This is a genomic window from Streptomyces sp. Y1 (genome assembly GCF_041053115.1).
In the GTDB taxonomy this organism is placed as follows: domain Bacteria; phylum Actinomycetota; class Actinomycetes; order Streptomycetales; family Streptomycetaceae; genus Kitasatospora; species Kitasatospora rubellomurina.
Genome location: NZ_CP163445.1, coordinates 7,482,443 through 7,498,386 on the forward strand (window position 1 = coordinate 7,482,443; position 15,944 = coordinate 7,498,386).

Annotated in this window: 9 protein-coding genes; 7 read left to right on the top strand and 2 right to left on the bottom strand. The window is 73.8% G+C overall.

Annotated elements, in window-relative coordinates; all coding sequences use genetic code 11:
• Positions 1-53: 53 nt before the first annotated feature.
• Entirely contained in the window at positions 54-1,598 is a 1,545-nt protein-coding gene (locus AB2U05_RS32425) for an AMP-binding protein (RefSeq protein WP_369185113.1), read from the bottom strand.
• Between the two features lie 155 nt (positions 1,599-1,753).
• On the opposite strand from AB2U05_RS32425, the gene AB2U05_RS32430 reads away from it, so the two are divergent.
• From AB2U05_RS32430 to AB2U05_RS32460, 7 genes are all read left to right on the top strand, one after another.
• Positions 1,754-2,437, top strand: a complete 684-nt coding sequence (locus AB2U05_RS32430) for an AAA family ATPase (protein WP_369185114.1) — start codon at positions 1,754-1,756, stop codon at positions 2,435-2,437.
• Between the two features lie 34 nt (positions 2,438-2,471).
• A complete protein-coding gene (locus AB2U05_RS32435) occupies positions 2,472-3,032 on the top strand; it encodes an O-methyltransferase (RefSeq protein WP_369186031.1) in 561 nt (186 codons plus the stop codon).
• An 87-nt stretch (positions 3,033-3,119) separates the two neighbouring features.
• Entirely contained in the window at positions 3,120-4,358 is a 1,239-nt protein-coding gene (locus tag AB2U05_RS32440; protein ID WP_369185115.1) for a hypothetical protein, read from the top strand.
• 108 nt (positions 4,359-4,466) lie between these two features.
• Complete coding sequence (locus tag AB2U05_RS32445; RefSeq protein ID WP_045693999.1) at positions 4,467-5,222, top strand: thioesterase II family protein; 756 nt, start codon at positions 4,467-4,469, stop codon at positions 5,220-5,222.
• 104 nt (positions 5,223-5,326) lie between these two features.
• On the top strand, positions 5,327-6,565 hold the full coding sequence (locus AB2U05_RS32450) for a styrene monooxygenase/indole monooxygenase family protein (protein ID WP_369185116.1): 1,239 nt from the start codon (positions 5,327-5,329) through the stop codon (positions 6,563-6,565).
• A 79-nt stretch (positions 6,566-6,644) separates the two neighbouring features.
• On the top strand, positions 6,645-7,094 hold the full coding sequence (locus AB2U05_RS32455; protein ID WP_045711509.1) for an archease: 450 nt from the start codon (positions 6,645-6,647) through the stop codon (positions 7,092-7,094).
• A gap of 24 nt (positions 7,095-7,118) precedes the next feature.
• Entirely contained in the window at positions 7,119-8,546 is a 1,428-nt protein-coding gene (locus AB2U05_RS32460) for an RtcB family protein (RefSeq protein ID WP_369185117.1), read from the top strand.
• Between the two features lie 77 nt (positions 8,547-8,623).
• Here the strand turns inward: AB2U05_RS32460 and AB2U05_RS32465 are convergent, their stop codons facing one another.
• Positions 8,624-15,385 (bottom strand): RHS repeat-associated core domain-containing protein, encoded by a 6,762-nt coding sequence (locus AB2U05_RS32465; protein ID WP_369185118.1) that lies wholly within the window; start codon positions 15,383-15,385, stop codon positions 8,624-8,626.
• Between the last annotated feature and the right edge of the window lie 559 nt (positions 15,386-15,944).

The following is a 15,944-nucleotide window of genomic DNA, read 5'->3' on the forward strand; positions in this document are numbered from 1 at the left end:
GCTGCCGCGCGAGCGGTCGTCCGCGCGGGCGCTCGACGCGTCCGAGGGGCGCGTCAGGCCCCTTCGAGCGCCCCCAGGGTGGCGACCGCCCGTCCCCCGGGAGCCTCCAGCAGCGCCCGCAGTGCCGCCAGGTCCGGCTTCCCCAGGCCGGTGAGCGGGATGCCCGGCAGCACCAGGACGCTGTCCGGAGCACTGCGCCCGCCCCCGCGCTCCACGCTCCAGCGGCGCAGCTGCTCCGCCGTCACCGCCGACCCCGGGACGACGCACACCGCGGCGTGCACCCGCTCCAGCCGGTCCGCGTCGGTGGCGGCGAACATCACCGCCTCGCGCACCTCCGGATGCGCCCGCAGCGGCTCCTCGACGTCCCGGGGGAACACGTTGTGCCCCTCGACCACGGCCATCGGGGCCCGCCGCCCGGCCACCGTCAGATAGCCGGCCGCGTCCAGGCCGCCCAGGTCGCCGGTGCGCAGCCAGCCGTCCGTCAGCACCTGCTCGGTCAGCTCCGGATCGCGCCAGTAGCCGGCCATCGCGGTCGGCGTGCGCACCCGGATCTCGCCCGTCGCGCCCGGCGGCAGCGGCGCGCCGTCCTCGTCCGCGATCCGCACCCCGGTGTCCGGGAACGGGCGCCCGGCGGTGGTCAGCAGCCGCGGATCGAGGTGTTCGTCCGGGCCCAGCCGGGACACCGGGCCGCACTCGGTCAGGCTGTACGTCTGGTGCAGCACCCGGCCCAGTCGCCGCGTCCCCTCCGCCAGCCGCCGCGGCGAGGGCGGACAGCCGGTGTACGTGACCCGGCGCAGACTGCCCGTGTCGGCCGAGGACAGCAGCGGATGGTCCAGCAGCCGGTAGAGCAGGTGCGGCGGCAGGTACGTCCGGGACACCCGGAACCGCTCGACCGCCGCCAGCACCGCCCCCGCCTCGAACCCGTCCTGCAGCACCACCGTGCCGCCCGCGGCCAGCGCGAGGTCGGCCGTGGTGCCGCCGCCGTGGCAGAGCGGCGTGCACAGCAGGAACACCGCGCCGGACAGCAGCGGCGGGCGCGGCGGCCGGGCGAAGCGCCGCATCACGGCCTTCGGCCGGCCGGTCGTGCCGCCGGTGAACTTCAGCGCCATCACGTCCTCGGGCCGGTAGCGGGGCTCCAGCGGCGCGGGGGAGCAGGACGCGGCGAGGTCCAGGAGGTCGGCGCCGAGGGCGGTCGGCCCGAGTGCGAACAGGCCGGCCGAGGGCAGCGCCCCGGCCACCGCGACGGCCGCGGGCAGGCAGCGGCCGGGGTCGAAGACGAGCGCCGCCGTGTCGGCGAACCGCGCCAGCTCGACCAGCTCCGGGACGGGCGCGTCCGGGAACGGCATCGCGACCCGGCAGCCCAGCAGGTTCGCGGCCAGCCGCACCAGCAGCGCCTCCGGACGGTTCCCGGCGAGCACCGTCACCCCGTCCCCGCGCCCGAGGCCCGCCCGCTCCAGGGCGCGGGCCAGCCGGTGGACGGCGTCCAGGCAGTCCTGCGCGGTCAGCGCCGCCCCGCCGTAGCGCACCGCCACCCGGCCCCGGTCCCGGGCCAGGCCGGCCAGCACCAGCGCGGTGTACGTGGGCTCCTCGCCGGCCATGCCCCGCCCTCCCTCCGGCCCTGCGGGCCTTCCCGCCCCTCTCCGGGCTGACGGCGCGTCAGCGTAGCGTGGTCGGGGGCGGTGCGGTGCGGCGGGGCGGGCGTGGTTGTTGTTAGGGTTCCCGGTCGGACGGGCGACAGGGGTGGGCGGGCCGGGTGAGCAGCGGGGTGGACGCGGTGGTGACGCCGCGCGGCGTGGTGGACCTGCGGGGCGTGGGCGGGGCGGAGTTCGCCGTGGCGTACCCGGACGGGGCCGTGGTCGTGGTCTCCGGACTGCCCGGCGCCGGGAAGAGCACCCTGCTGCGCCGCTGGTCCGGGCCGCAGCCGGGCGCCGTCGCCCCGCGCACCGTCGACCCGCGCACCGTCCACGAGGCCTGCGAGGCCGTCATGCCCGCGAGCCTGCCGTACGCCGTGTACCGGCCGTGGGCCCGGCTGGAGCACTTCCGGCTGCTGCGCGCCTCCGTCCGGCGCGGCGGCCCGCTGCTGGTGCACGACTGCGGCAGTCGGGCCTGGATGCGCCGCTGGCTGGCCCGCGAGGCGGCGCGCCGGGGCCGCGAACTGCACCTGGTGCTGCTGGACGTCGGCGCCGCCACCGCGCTCGACGGGCAGCGCGCCCGCGGCCGGCACGCCTCGGCCCGGGTCTTCGCCCGCCACCGGCACGGCCTGGAACGGCTGCTCGCCGCCTTCACCCGCCACCTCCGCACCGGCGGGCCGTCGCCGGCTCCGGAGGCGGCGTCCGTGCTGCTGCTGGACGGCGCCTCCCGCTCCCGGGCGCGGGCGGTGCGCTTCGGGACGGGGCCGGTGGGCGCGGCCATGGGATCATCCCGTCAAGGGAGTTGAGCGTCCGACCAGGGGGAAGCACGTGACCGGATCGATGGAGCGGCCCGTCCCGGCGGAGGTGCTGGCCGCCGAACGCGCCGCCGCCGCACGCGGGTTCACCAAGAGCAGCCGCCGGGAGGTCGGCCGGCTGCTCGCGCTCGCGGCCGCCGCCAAACCGGGCGGGACCGTCGCCGAGAGCGGCACCGGGGCGGGCGTCGGGACGGCCTGGCTGCGCAGCGGCCTGGGCCCGGGCGGGCGGCTGGTCACCGTCGAGCGGGACGCGGAACTCGCCGCCGCCGCAGCCGAGTTGTTCTGTGACGACGCACGCGTCCGGGTGCTGCACGGGGACTGGCGGCTGCTCGCCGAGCACGCGCCGTTCGACGTGTTCTTCTGCGACGGCGGAGGCAAACGCGACGACCCGGACGGCGTCGTGGACCTGCTCGCCCCCGGCGGACTGCTCGTCATGGACGACTTCACGCCCTCACCGCACTGGCCGCCGCGCTTCGAGGGCACGGTGGACGAACTGCGGCTGCGGTACCTGACGCATCCGGCGCTGGAGGCCGCCGAGGTGCTGACCACCCCGACCAGCTCCGCCGTCCTCGCCACCCGGCGGTAGGGCGGGGGCTGAAATCCGTTCGCCTCCGCACGCGGCCGGGCCCTACGCTCGGCGCGCACGCGCGGACAGCGAAACGCAGGGGGACGGATGAGCAGGGCCGAGGCCGTACGGGCCGCCAACGCGCTGGGCGCACGCTGGGCCGAGCGGGTCGACACCGGCGCCGGCACGGTGCTGATGCCCGCCGGGGTGTGGCCGCTGCTCGGGCTGCTCGCGCCGACCGGCAGCCCGCAGGTGCGGGGCGAACTGGCCGAGGTGCTGGGGGCGTCGCCGGAGGCGGCCGCCGAGCGGGCCCGGGAGCTGTTCGGCCTCCTGCGCGGCGCGCCGGGCGTGCGGGCCGCGCTCGGGCTCTGGTCCTCGCCGCTGCTGCGCCCGCGCCCCGAATGGCTGGCCGGCCTCCCGATGGACGTGCACGGGCGGCTGACCGGCGACGAGGAGCGGGACCGGAAGGAGCTCGACGGCTGGGCCCGGCGCTGCACGGACGGCATGGTCGACGCGATGCCCGTCCCGCTGGACCCGACGACCCGCCTGGTGCTCGCCGCCGCGCTCGCCGTGCGCACCGACTGGATCCGGCCGTTCAGCGACTTCGGCGGCCCGCCGGAGGGCGCGGACGAGGTCTGGCCCCGGCCCGTCCACTACCTCTCCCGCCTCACCCGGATGCTGGACCGGGCCGCTTTGCTGGAGACGCCGGACGGCCCGATCACCGAACTGCGGGTGCTCGGCGACCGCGACATCGACGTGCGACTGCTGCTCGGCGAGCCGGACGCCGCGCCCGGCCGGGTGCTGGCCGCCGGCATCGAGGCCCTGGCCGGCCGGCACCGGCGGACCACCGCCGACCGGCTGCCGCTGGGCACGACCGGCCCGGGCCTGCGGATCGGCGAGGTCCGCTCCTACGACCCCGAGCCCGAACTGTACGTCACCGTCCCGCAGTTCACCGTCGAGGCCGACCACGACCTGCTGGAGCGGCCCGACCTCTTCGGCCTGCGCACGGCGAGCAGCCCCTCCGCCACCGAGCACCGGCTGCCCGGTCTCGCGGACGGCGAGCCGCTGTACATCGGCAGCGCGGCCCAGCGCGCCACCGCGACCTTCGGCCGGCTCGGCTTCCGCGCCGCCTCGGTGACGGCCTTCGGCGTCGGGGCCGCCGGCGCGCCCGTGCCGCCGCCGTACCGGGTGCGCGAGGCGCGGGTCTGGTTCGCCCGGCCCTTCGGCTTCCTCGCCGTGCACCGCACCTCCGGGCTGGTGCTGGCGGCGGGCTGGGTGACCGAGCCCGACCCGTACGTCGACCGCTTCGCGAGCTACGGGGACCCGGACGAGGAGGACGGCTTCTGATCGCCTTCTGATCGACGGCTCCTGGCCCGGACAGCGAGGCGCGACCCGCCCCGGGGCTGGAAGACTGGGAGCACCAGCGCCCGCCCCGGAGAGAGGCCACACCCCCGCATGCCCAGTCGCAGCGCCGCCGTCGAGAGCCCGTGGTTCCGCCGGTTCCAGCCGAACGACGACGCCCCCGCCCGGGTCGTGATCTTCCCGCACGCGGGCGGATCGGCCGGCTACTACCTGGACCACGTCAACGCCCTCGCCCCGTACGCCGACGTGCTCGCCGTCCAGTACCCGGGCCGGCAGAACCGGCTCGCCGAGCCGGGCATCCGCTCGGTGCCGGAGCTGGCCGAACGCGTCTACCAGGAGCTGCGGGCCTGGGCGGACCGCCCGCTCGTCCTGTTCGGGCACAGCATGGGCAGCGCCGTCGCCTTCGAGGTGGCCCGGCGCTTCGCCCGCGACGGCGTGCCCGGCCCCCGGCTGCTGTTCGCCTCGGCGGGCCGCGCGCCCTCGCTGCCCCGCGACAGCGAGACGCACACGCTGTCGGACGACGGCCTGCTCCGGGAGATCACCCGGCTCGGCGGCACGGACGAGCGCATCCTCGCCGTCCCCGCGCTGCGCGAGGTGATCCTCCCGTCGCTGCGCGCCGACTACACCGCCATCGAGACCTACCGCTGCGAACCGGACGCCACCGTGCCGCAACCGATCATCGCCCTGGTCGGGGAGAGCGATCCGAACGCGACCGTCGACCAGGCCGCCCCGTGGGCGCGGCACACCACCGGCGGCTTCGACCTGCGGGTCTTCCCGGGCGGGCACTTCTACGTGGCGGAGCAGGTCGAGGCGGTGGCCGCGCTGATCACCGCCTGCCTGGACGCGTGATCGCGGCGAGCCCCTCCGCCCTGGTGACGGGCCAGGCCCGCTCGGCTACTGTGCGAGGCTGACGTTCCGTCAGAACCGATCGGAAGAGCCCTCGGGAGGCCGCCATGCGCCGGATCGCCGTCGTCGGAGCTGGCCAGGCCGGCCTGCAGCTCGCGCTCGGGCTGGTGGCGGACGGGTACGAGGTGACGCTGGTCGCCGAGCGGACGCCCGAGCAGGTGCGCGGCGGGCGGGTGCTGTCCACCCAGGCGATGTTCGGCCCGGCGCTGCGGATCGAGGCGGCCGCCGGGCTCGACCTGTGGGCCGACCGGGCGCCCGCCGTGCACGCCGTCCGCTCGGTGCTCGCCGCCCCGCCCGGGGTGAAGGCGCTCGAATTCACGATGACCCTGGACGACCCGGCCCAGTCCGTCGACCAGCGGCTCAAGCTGGCCCACTGGCTGGAACTCCTCGCCGAGCGCGGCGGCCGGATCGAGTACCGCGCGCTCGACCGCGACGGGCTGCGCGCACTCGCCCGCCGGCACGACCTGACGGTGGTCGCGGCCGGGCGCGGCGAACTCGCCGGGATCTTCGAACGCGACGCCGCCCGCTCGCCCTTCGACCGGCCGCAGCGCACGCTGTCCTGCCTGTACGTGCACGGCGTCGGCTCGCCAGATCCGGCGACCGAGCCCAGAGCCCGGATGCACGCGCTGCCCGGGCTCGGCGAGTTGTACCTGCAGCCGGCGCTCACCCTGTCCGGCCCGTGCGACATCCTGCTCTGGGAGTCGCTGCCCGGCGGCCCGCTCGACGCCTTCGGCGACCACCCCGCGCCCGACGTCCAACTGGCCCGGATGCGGGCGCTGTTGGCCGAGTACCTGCCCTGGGAGGCGGAGCTCTGGAGGCAGGCCGAGCCGACCGACGCGCTGGCCGGGCTCTCCGGGGCCGTCACCCCGGTCGTGCGGCGGCCGGTGGCGGAGCTCGGCTCCGGCGTCGACGGCGTCCACGTGCTCGGCCTCGGTGACGCCGTCGTCGTCAACGACCCGATCACCGGCCAGGGCGCCAACAGCGCCGCCCGCGCGGCCGAGGCCTACCGGCGCGCCATCGTCGAGCACGGCGACGCGCCCTTCACCGCCGACTGGATGTGCCGCACCGCCGAGCGGTTCTGGCAGCGGCACGCCCGGCACGGCGTCCGGCTCACCGCCGACCTGCTCGGCATGCCCGACCACCTGCAGGCCGTGTTCGCCGCCGCCGCCGAGCACCGGGCGGTCGCCGACCGGTTCGCCAACACCTACGCGGAGCCGAGCGACCACGAGGCCTGGCTGGCCACGCCCGAGCTGACCGAGGCCTACCTGGCATCGGTGCGCGGCTGACCGCGGCGGCTTGCCCCGGACCGGCCCGCAGGACCACGCTGGGAGGGGACGGATGCCCGCCCCTGGGAGGCGAGGACGGATGGACGGCCCCGGCCCGACCGGCCGCAGCGGCCACCGGAGCGTGCCGCACACCGCTGACCTGCGGGTGGAGGCGTGGGCGCCGACGCCCGAGGGCTGCATCGGCGAGCTGGTGCGCGCCGTGGTGGGCAGCTTCGCCGACCTGGAGGGCGCCCGGATCGTGGGGGAGCGCGGCTGCACCGTCCTCGGGGCGAGCGACGCCGACCTGCTGGCCGGCGTGCTGGAGGAGGTGGTCTACCGGATGGACGCGACCGGCGAGCTGCCCGCCGCGCTGGCCCTCGGCCCGATCCGCGGCCTGGACGGTGCCCGCAGCATCGAGGTGCGCTTCCGGATGGCCGACGCCGCCACCGCCGCCCTGGTGGGCGCCGTGCCGAAGGCCGTCTCGCTGCACGACCTCGACCTGAGCGGCGGCCCGGACGGCTGGACCTGCCGGGCCACCGTCGACGTCTGAACAGCCGGAAGCCGGGTGAGCGCGATGGAGATCGTCCTGGCCGAGGCGGGCCGCAACCGCTGGCGGATCGAACCGCGCCCGCCGATGCGGGTGCCCGGCGTCGTGTTCGCCACCGGCGCGCTGCTGCCGCAGGCCGCCGGGGACAAGGCGCTGGAGCAGGTCGCCAACGTGGCGGCGCTGCCCGGCATCGTCCGTGCCTCCTACGCGATGCCCGACGTGCACTGGGGCTACGGCTTCCCGATCGGCGGGGTCGCGGCCACCGACGTCGAGCGGGGCGGGGTGGTCTCGCCCGGCGGCGTCGGCTTCGACATCTCCTGCGGGGTCCGGCTGCTGGCGGCCGGCGTGATCCGCGAGGAGGTCGGACCGGAGCGGATCGCCCGCCTGATGGACCTGCTGGACCGGATGGTCCCGCGCGGCCTCGGCCGGGGCGGCCTGTGGGAGCTCGACGGCCCGGCGGAGCTCGACGACCTGCTGCTCGGCGGCGCCCGCTACGCCGTCGAGCACGGCCACGGCGTGCCGCGCGACCTGGAGCGCTGCGAGGACGGCGGCGTGCTGGCCGGCGCCGCCCCCGCCGAGGTGAGCACCCGGGCCGTCGAGCGCGGGCTGCAGCAGGTCGGCAGCCTCGGCTCGGCCAACCACTTCCTGGAGGTGCAGGCCGTCGACCGGGTGCACGACGCGGCGACGGCCGCCGCCTTCGGGCTGCGGCCGGGCCAGGTCTGCGTGATGATCCACTGCGGTTCGCGCGGCCTCGGCCACCAGATCTGCACCGACCACGTCCGTGCCATGGACCGCGAACTGCACCGCCACCGGATCGAGCTGCCGGACCGCCAACTCGCCTGCACCCCGGTCGACTCCGCACGCGGCCGCGCCTACCTGGGCGCGATGACCGCCGCCGCCAACTACGGCCGGGCCAACCGCCAGCTGCTCTCCGAGGCGGCCCGCCGGGCCTTCGCCGCCGCCCTCGGCGTCGGCCTGGAGCTGGTCTACGACGTCTCGCACAACCTCGCCAAGCTGGAGACCCACGAGGTGGACGGCGTCGCCCGCACCCTGTGCGTCCACCGCAAGGGCGCCACCCGCGCCCTGCCGCCGGGCGACCCCGAACTGCCGGCCGACCTGCGCGCGGCCGGCCAGCCGGTGCTGGTGCCGGGCACGATGGGCACCGCCTCGTACGTGATGGTCGGCCTGCCCGGCAACGAGGCCTTCCGCTCCGCCTGCCACGGCGCCGGGCGGGTCTGGAGCCGCCACCAGGCGCTGCGGACGGTGCGCGGCGAGCAGCTGAAGCACGACCTGGAGGCGCACGGGGTGGCCGTCCGCCCGGCCTCGCTGCGGGCGCTCGCCGAGGAGGCGCCGGAGGCGTACAAGGACGTCGACGCGGTGGCCGCCGTCACCGAGGCCGCCGGCCTCGCCCGCCAGGTGGCCCGCCTGGTCCCCCTGGGCGTCGTCAAGGGCTGAGCCGGCGCCCGCACCGGGAGCCCGACGCCGGGCGGCCGTGCCCGCTGCTCGCGCAGCAGGCACGGCCGGAACGGTGATCAGTCTCCGGGGGCGAGGATGGTTCGATATCCCCACTCGAAGTGATTCTCGACCGGGTTGCCGAGCTTCAACCCGGTCCACCAGGGCGCGGGCGAGGGCGCGCCCCTCGGTAGCACCTTGCTTGCCGAGTTCCAGTCCCAGTGGTCGTCCACGGTGAAGGTCATGTTCACGACGCGGTAACCGTCCCGTGCCGGTTCGACACTGGTGATTTTTCCGTGCACCGTGAACGATCCCATCACCGACTTGGCTTCGCCGTTGGTGCCCAACAATCCGTCGGTCAGCGTACCGGCGAGGTCGTTGGCGGCCCCGATCAGCACGTTCTTCCAGTGAGGCAAGGTCTTGAACTGGGGGCCGACGTCCTCGTAGGACTCGGTATCGTCCTTGCCGATCGCATTGTTTCCATTCTCTTGATAGTTCTTGAGCAGTCTGTCGCTGAGGGTTTTCACCTGGGACTGCTTGGCGAGATCGTTCACCAACGGGTCGCCCGCGCCGAAGTTCACCTTGTCGGTTCCGAACTGGTTGAGCAGCCACATCCCGAGGATGTTGTGGGCGTCGGCGCCGTTGGGGGGATAGGACGTGGTCCGGTAGACGCCGCAGCCGACTTCCTTGCAGATGCTCGTGTGTTTCTCCGCATACCTGAAGAAGTCGCAGATCTTCGCCTCGTTGTTGCAGATGTTGGGCTTGCGGGAGGAGTGGCTCGCCCCGACGCGCAGCCACAGCGGGGTCTTGCGGATGGTGTCGGTCCATACCCCGTGGTTCGAGGTCCAGGTCTCCTCGACGAGGGTGCCCTGCGGGGTCTCGCAGGTGCCGAAGCCGCCGCAGGTGCCCTCGGGGCGCAGGCCGGTGGGGTCGCTGAGGTTGACGGGGTTGTTGTTGCTGTAGCCGTACCCGTTCCACTGCTGTGGGGACGCGAGGTCGACGACGGGGTCGGGGCTGAGGAAGCGCCCGTGGACGGGGTCGTACTGGCGGGCGCCGAGGTTGGTGAGGCCGGTGGCGTCGTCCTTGGTGCCGCCGACGAAGCCGTGGTCGCCGGCCCAGGTGGTGGGCTGGGTGCCGCGGGGGTTGCCGAAGGGGTCGGACGGGCGCCGGGTCTCGGTGAGGGTGGTGCCGTCGAGGGCGAGGGTGCCGGTGCCGTGGTGGTCGGCGATCTGGTAGGTGGACTTGCCGCCCTGGCGGACCAGGGTGGTGCCGCCGGGGATCTGGTACGAGCGGACGCCGGTGACGGTGTTGGCGGTTGTGTCGTAGACCAGTTCGTCGTTGCCGAGCGTGATGGTCGTCTTGCCCGGGTCGCGGCGGATGAGCTGGTTGCCGGAGGCGTCGTAGAGGTAGGTGGTCGGTCCGGCGGTGCCCGTCTTGGTGTAGGAGGCGAGCTTGCTCTCGCTGTTCCAGGTCAGGGTGGCGGTGCCGGAGGTGTCGGTGACGGCGGTGGTGTTGCCCGCCGCGTCGTACTGGGCGCTGCTGCCCGTGGTGCCGCTCGGTGCCGTGGTGGTGGAGCCGGTCAGGGCGTGGGTGCCGCCGGTGCCTCCGCCGGTGTTGGGGGCGGTGGTGGGGGTGTTGACGGTCCCGGGGGCCGGGAAGGTCTGGTTGGTGGTGGTGTCCTTGGTGGTGTCACCGGAGGTGTCGTGCTGGACGAGCTGGGTGCGGTTGCCGGTGAGGTCGTAGCCGTAGCTCTGCCAGTACGCGGCCGGGCCGCCGACCGTGGTCTTCAGCGGGGCCTGGGCGCCGCTGGTGGGTGTGGAGTTGGCGCAGGCGCCGATGCCGCCGACCGTGGGTTGGGCGGCCTGGGTGAGTGTTCCGGTGTCCGTCCAGGCGTTGGTGAGGCGGCCGAGGTAGTCGTAGCCGAAGCACTGGAGGTCCGTGGAGGTCGGGGTGTTGTCCGGGATGTTCCGGACCGCCGTGATCTGCCCCGCCGCGTTGTAGGCGTAGGTGGTCTGCTGGACGGCGCCGGTGGCTGCGGTCTGCTTGTCGACGAACTGCGACAGCTGGCGGCCGGTGGATTCGTCGTAGGTGTTGGTGACGACGATCTGGGTGCCCCACGGGTTCATCGTGGAGCGGATGTTGCGCCCGTACGCGTCCCAGTCCGAGGACAGGTCGTACGTGGTGGTGCCGGTGCCGTAGGTGCGCAGCGGGCCGTTGGTGTCGTACGTGTAGTGGACGACCTCTTCGGCGATGTCACCGACGGCCGAGCGCTTGTCGTCGGTCAGGGCGCCGGTGATCGGGTCGTAGATCGCCTGGTAGGTGTAGGTGAAGGGAGTTGTGCCCTGGCCGATCTCGGTGCCGGGGATGGTGGTGGTGGTCTTGGTGGGGTGGTAGGCGGTGTCGTACTCCAGCACGGAGCTGGTGTAGGCGGTGCCGGAGGCCCCGTTGACGTAGCGGGTGGAGGTGGCGGGCTTGCCCTTGACGACGGTGTCGTAGGTGGAGCCGGTCAGCTGGTTGGCCGGTGCGACCGTTCCCGAGTAGGTGCCGGTGACGCGGCCGAGCAGGTCGTAGGTGTAGGCGATGCTCTGCCCGCGCGCGTCGGTGGTCGATGCCAGTCGGCCTGCGGCGTCGTAGGTCTTGGCGCTGGCGCCGGTGTCCGGGTCGGACAGCGCGGTCTCGCGGCCGCGCTGGTCGTAGCTGCGGGTCCAGGTGTTGCCCGCGGCGTCCTTGTGGGTGGCGAGGCGGCCGTCGGCCGTGTAGGTGAAGGAGGTCACGTCCGCGTCGGCCTGGTTGCCGGTGGCGGTGGCCGTCTTGTACTGCCAGAGCTGGGTCTTCTGGCCGCGGGTGTCGGTGACGGTCGAGGTCGGTGTGGCGCCCGCGGGCGGCGTGACGTCGGTGCGGTCGGCGCCGGGATAGGCGGTGGTGGTCGTGGACTGGACCACGCCGTAGGCGACCAACTGCTGCGTCACCGGCCGGCCGAGGCCGTCGTAGACGGTGTAGGTCTGGGCCGGGGCCTGCTGGGTGGTGGTCAGGTACGGCGTGCTGCTCGGGGCGGCGTCGTTGTTGTACCAGGGGCTGTTGGCCCGGGTGACCCGGCCGTGTGAGTCGTAGACCGTGTCGGTGATCAGCCGGCCCTTGTAGGCGGACAGTGCGGGGGTGGACTGGGTCTGCACGACCCGTCCCGTGCCGTCCATGATCTGGATGCTGACGGCGTACGCTCCGTTCGCCAGCAGCTTGGAGCTGGTCACGGTCGGGGGGACCGTGGTGCCGTTGACGACGCCGGGGGTCGAGTACGCGAACGTGGCGTTGGCGGCGGCAGTGGTGTCACGGCCCGGGAGCCACACAGCGGTGGCCCGTCCCAGTTGGTCGTAGGCCCGGTTGGTGGTGCGGCCGTTGGGGTCGGTCACGCTGGTGGGGATCGACCGTGCCGGGTCCACCTTGGTCGTCGTGGTGCGCCCGGAGGCTGCGTCACTGGCTCCGGCCGGGGCCGGGGCGGTGACCGTGAGGGTGTTCGGCAGTTCGCCGGCCTTCGCCGCGGTGTACGCGGTCGTCGTGGTGGCACCGTTCGGGTGCGCGCTGTCGGTGGCGTTCGGGTCGGTCGCGGAGGTCAGGCGCCCGTAGCCGTCGAAGGTCCGGCTCTCCGAGGTGAACTGCGGAGTGCCGGTGGAGTCGAAGTGGTCGAGCGTCTGCACGGCCGTCACGTCGTGCACGGCACCGAACCGGCCGATGGGCTGGCCGTCGTAGGCCGTCCTGGCCCAGGAGACGGTGTTGGCGGCGGTCGGTGCGGCGGTGCAGGCGTTGGCGCCGGACACCGTGATCACCTCGGACGGCAGTGCCAGGACCTGGGGGTCCGAGCCGGCCGCGTAGGTGGTGCGGGCACAGATGTCCGGCAGGCCGTCCGCGGTGTCGATCGAGGTGGTGGTGCGGTTGCCGTGGGCCGGGTCGGTCGTGGTGCTCTTGGTGGTCGTGCGCCAGGTGCCGTCCGCCTTCAACGAGCGTGACGTGGTGGTCGCGTTGGTGCTCGCGTACCGGGCGACGAGGGCGGGCATGCTGCCCTGGTTGTGGGTGGCGGTGGTGACCGGGCCGCTCGCGGTGTTCACCGTGGAGCCGGTGATGCTGCCGCCCGCCTGGGTGTAGGTGTCGGACTCCAGGGGCTGGCCGGAGAGCCAGTCGGAGTCGGTGACCTGGCCGCTCGTCGGGCCCGAGGCCGAGACGCTTCGGCGGGTGCCGTTGGCAAGGACGTCACCGTCCATGCCCTGGTAGAAGGTGGTCGAACTCTGCGACTGGGGGCCGTCGTTGCCGCTTCCGGTCACGGTGGTGACGCTGGCGTAGCCGCGGAACTGGTCCCAGGTGCGGTTCTTGTCCTGGGTGGCCGGCGAGTCGTTGCGGTGCCAGGCGGCCTTGCCGTAGGTGTACGTGGTGGTCTGCGGTACCGAGCCCGGGGTGGCCGGGTTCACGGTGACGGTGGCGACCGGGTACTTGAGGAACCAGTCGTCCACCGGGTCCGCGCCGGCGACGGAGCCGGGCGGGTTCCACTTGACGTTGTAGCAGGAGAGGGTGTCGCTGTCGGCGGAGGCCGGCATGACGTTGTTCGAGCGCGAGCAGGCGGCGCCGGCGTAGTTGACGCCGGTGGTGCTGCCGGTCTCGGTGGTGATCAGCTGGATGCGGGGCCGGTTGTAGGCCGGCGGCGCGGGCACGAGGTTGGTGCCGTCGACGCGGTTGGGCAGCAGCTGCGGGGTGAAGGACACCGCCGGGAGCGTGATAGCGCCACCGGTGGCCTGGGGGTCCTGGCCGGTGCGCTGGACGGAGGCGAGCCAGGGGACCTGGGTGTTCTCGGTGGCGTTCTGCACGTTGATGAACGTGTGGTTGAGCGCGTACGAGTCCACGGTCTGGTAGGCGCCGTTGACCCGGACCTGGGTGGCGATGGACGCCAGCCACTTGGTGGTCCAGAACGTCGGCCCGTAGACCGAGCACGTGCTGGTCGCGTCGCACTGCTGGTCCAGCGGGACGTCGGGCCAGTTCGCCGCGTTGGCCGCGGTGCGCTGGGACGGGTCGCAGGCCGTGGTGGAGGTGACGCAGCGCTCGGCGGTGTTGAAGACGATCTTCGCGGCGGGGTTGTAGGCGCCGTTGTTGCCCAACTGGTCGGAGAGGAGCTGGCCGTAGCCGATGGTGGCGGGCGTGCCGGCGCGGGTGTAGGCGGTGCGGGTGCCGTTGCCGTTGTTCTGGGCGCCGCCGCGGGCGTAGTAGTTCGTCTCGGGGGTGTACGTGTAGGTGGTGAGGTTGCCGTGCGGGTCCACGACGAAGTCGAGGTTCCAGCGCCAGGCGGTCTGGCACCAGGAGCCCTGGCCCTTGGCCGGGTCGTAGCACGGGTCCCCGCTGTTGGGGGAGTAGACCGGGACGGTCCAGGCGGAGCCGCTGTCCGCGCCGAGGGTGGTGGGGTTGCCGTTCGCGTCCGGCACGTGGTTCAGGCCGAAGTAGGCCACGGTGCCGGCGGTGTCGGTGACCTTGAGGTAGGAGCCGTTCCAGGTGCCGTTGGTGGCGCCGGTCAGGAACTGGACCTTGGTGCCGTCGTCGCCCTTGAGCCGCCAGGTGCAGGCAGCCTGCTCCATCGCGGCGGGCGCGCCGGACTGGCAGGACGCGTCATCCGGCACGAGCTGGCCGGAGTGGCCGCCGAAGGACATGGTCAGGTTCGCGCCGCCCCAGCACTGGTCACCGGAACCGGCGATCCCCGCCTGGGAGCAGGGCTTGAAGGAACGCTCGACGAAGCCGGCACCGAGGTCCCAGCCGTCGCCGATCCAGGACGCCTGCGCGTTCGTCGACGACGTGCGTCCGTCCACCGACGCCGAGTCGTACGACAGCGCAACCGTCGGCGCCGAACCAGCCAGCGCGGACGGCACCTGCACCGGATACCCGTACGTGAACGCGCCGGACGAGCCGCCCGCGGTCCAACCCTGCGAAGCCGAGAGGGGAGTCGCCGAGTAGCTGCCGGCCCCGCTCGACGCGCCCGACACCACGCCGACCGTGGTGGACGTGGTCGTGGAGCCCGCGTACACCGCGCGGCCCGCGCTCTGGCCCGCGCTCTGGCTCGCGTCGGTCGCGGTCTTCGTGGCGGGAGCCTTGGCGGTCCCGGTTCCGTTCAGCGGGACGTCGGCGACGAGCTTCTTCGTCGCCGGGTCGTAGTGGGACTCGAGCGGGGTCTGCTTGTGGCAATCGGGGGCCTGCGGCGTCGTGGTCGCGCAGTCGGGCAGGACCACCAGGTGGGCGCGGGCCGCCCAGTTCGCGCCGAACGCGGCGTCCAGACTGGAGGCGTCGACGCCCACGCGCACCGGTGCGTCGTCGGCTGTGCCGGAGCCGGGGCGGGTGAGGGTGACCGCGACGCCCGGAATTCCGGCGCTCGCCGAGGACTTGGCGTCGGCCACCTCGACCTGGATCGTCTGGCCCGCGGCCGACGAGCCGGCCAGCGGCGCGACGGCGACCGGGAGATCGGCGGCCTTCGCCTCGTCGCCGGCCTGCGGCTTCTCACCCTCCTTCAGGGGGTGTGCCTCGGGCGCGGACCCGAGCTTCACCGAGGCGTGGCCGCTCGGGACCGGCTTCGGGTCCTTCGGCGGGGCCCAGGTCGGTGGCACCGGGTGTTCCGGCTTCGGGGCCGCCACCGGGTCGGCGTTCTTGCCCGCGACCGAGGAGGTCTTCGGCAGGGCGGTGTTCGGAGGTGACCACGTGCGCGAATAGTCCGGCCCGTCCGCGGCCGCCGCGAGCGGCAGCGGGGCCAGCAGCGACCCGACGACGGCCGCTGTCGCGACGGCCGCGAGCCGTCCGCGTAGTCTCCCCCTCCTTTCTGTCATTGTCCTGAAGTCTGAGTGACTTTTACGGAACACCAGCTGATCCTCCGGTCATTTCGGTTCCTGGAATTCGGGAGTCATGTCCCGGGTGAGGTATCGAAGAAATCCCTGATCGGGCGCTGTGGATGTGTCCTGATCCGAGGGCGCCCCAGGCCCGTCGAGGTGGCGGATCCTCCCGGGCGGTTCGGGTGCACCCGCTCGGATGTGGGTCGTCGGTGGCGAGAAAAAGCTTCGCCATTCGCGGTCAGCCCCGGAAGGCGTTCCGGCTGTCGCCTTCCGGACTGTCCGACGCCGGACTTGATGTCGCGTACATGTCATCCACGCGTCGAGCTCCCCGGCCCCGGCCCGGGTCATCCGCCCTGCCGGGCCGAGGCTTCTCGCGGGTGCCGTGAATCGGCCATTTCACTGCTATCGGGAACTTCGCCATCGGATTGATCTAGCCACTGCTTCGTTCGTCCCCTACGGTTCCCCCTGGCCTGTGTCCGTTCAGGCTTTCCTGTGTTTATTGGGGGGAGATTTCCGTTTTGAACAGAAAACGGCTACGCGCGAGTGCGCCACTCAG

Bases quoted from the DNA above. Each gene is read 5' to 3' on its own strand.
- AB2U05_RS32425 (WP_369185113.1), bottom strand. From the start codon at position 1,598: ATGGCCGGCGAGGAGCCCACGTACACCGCGCTGGTGCTGGCCGGCCTG.
- AB2U05_RS32435 (WP_369186031.1), top strand. From the start codon at position 2,472: ATGGAGCGGCCCGTCCCGGCGGAGGTGCTGGCCGCCGAACGCGCCGCC.
- AB2U05_RS32440 (WP_369185115.1), top strand. From the start codon at position 3,120: ATGAGCAGGGCCGAGGCCGTACGGGCCGCCAACGCGCTGGGCGCACGC.
- AB2U05_RS32445 (WP_045693999.1), top strand. From the start codon at position 4,467: ATGCCCAGTCGCAGCGCCGCCGTCGAGAGCCCGTGGTTCCGCCGGTTC.
- AB2U05_RS32450 (WP_369185116.1), top strand. From the start codon at position 5,327: ATGCGCCGGATCGCCGTCGTCGGAGCTGGCCAGGCCGGCCTGCAGCTC.
- AB2U05_RS32455 (WP_045711509.1), top strand. From the start codon at position 6,645: ATGGACGGCCCCGGCCCGACCGGCCGCAGCGGCCACCGGAGCGTGCCG.
- AB2U05_RS32460 (WP_369185117.1), top strand. From the start codon at position 7,119: ATGGAGATCGTCCTGGCCGAGGCGGGCCGCAACCGCTGGCGGATCGAA.
- AB2U05_RS32465 (WP_369185118.1), bottom strand. From the start codon at position 15,385: ATGACAGAAAGGAGGGGGAGACTACGCGGACGGCTCGCGGCCGTCGCG.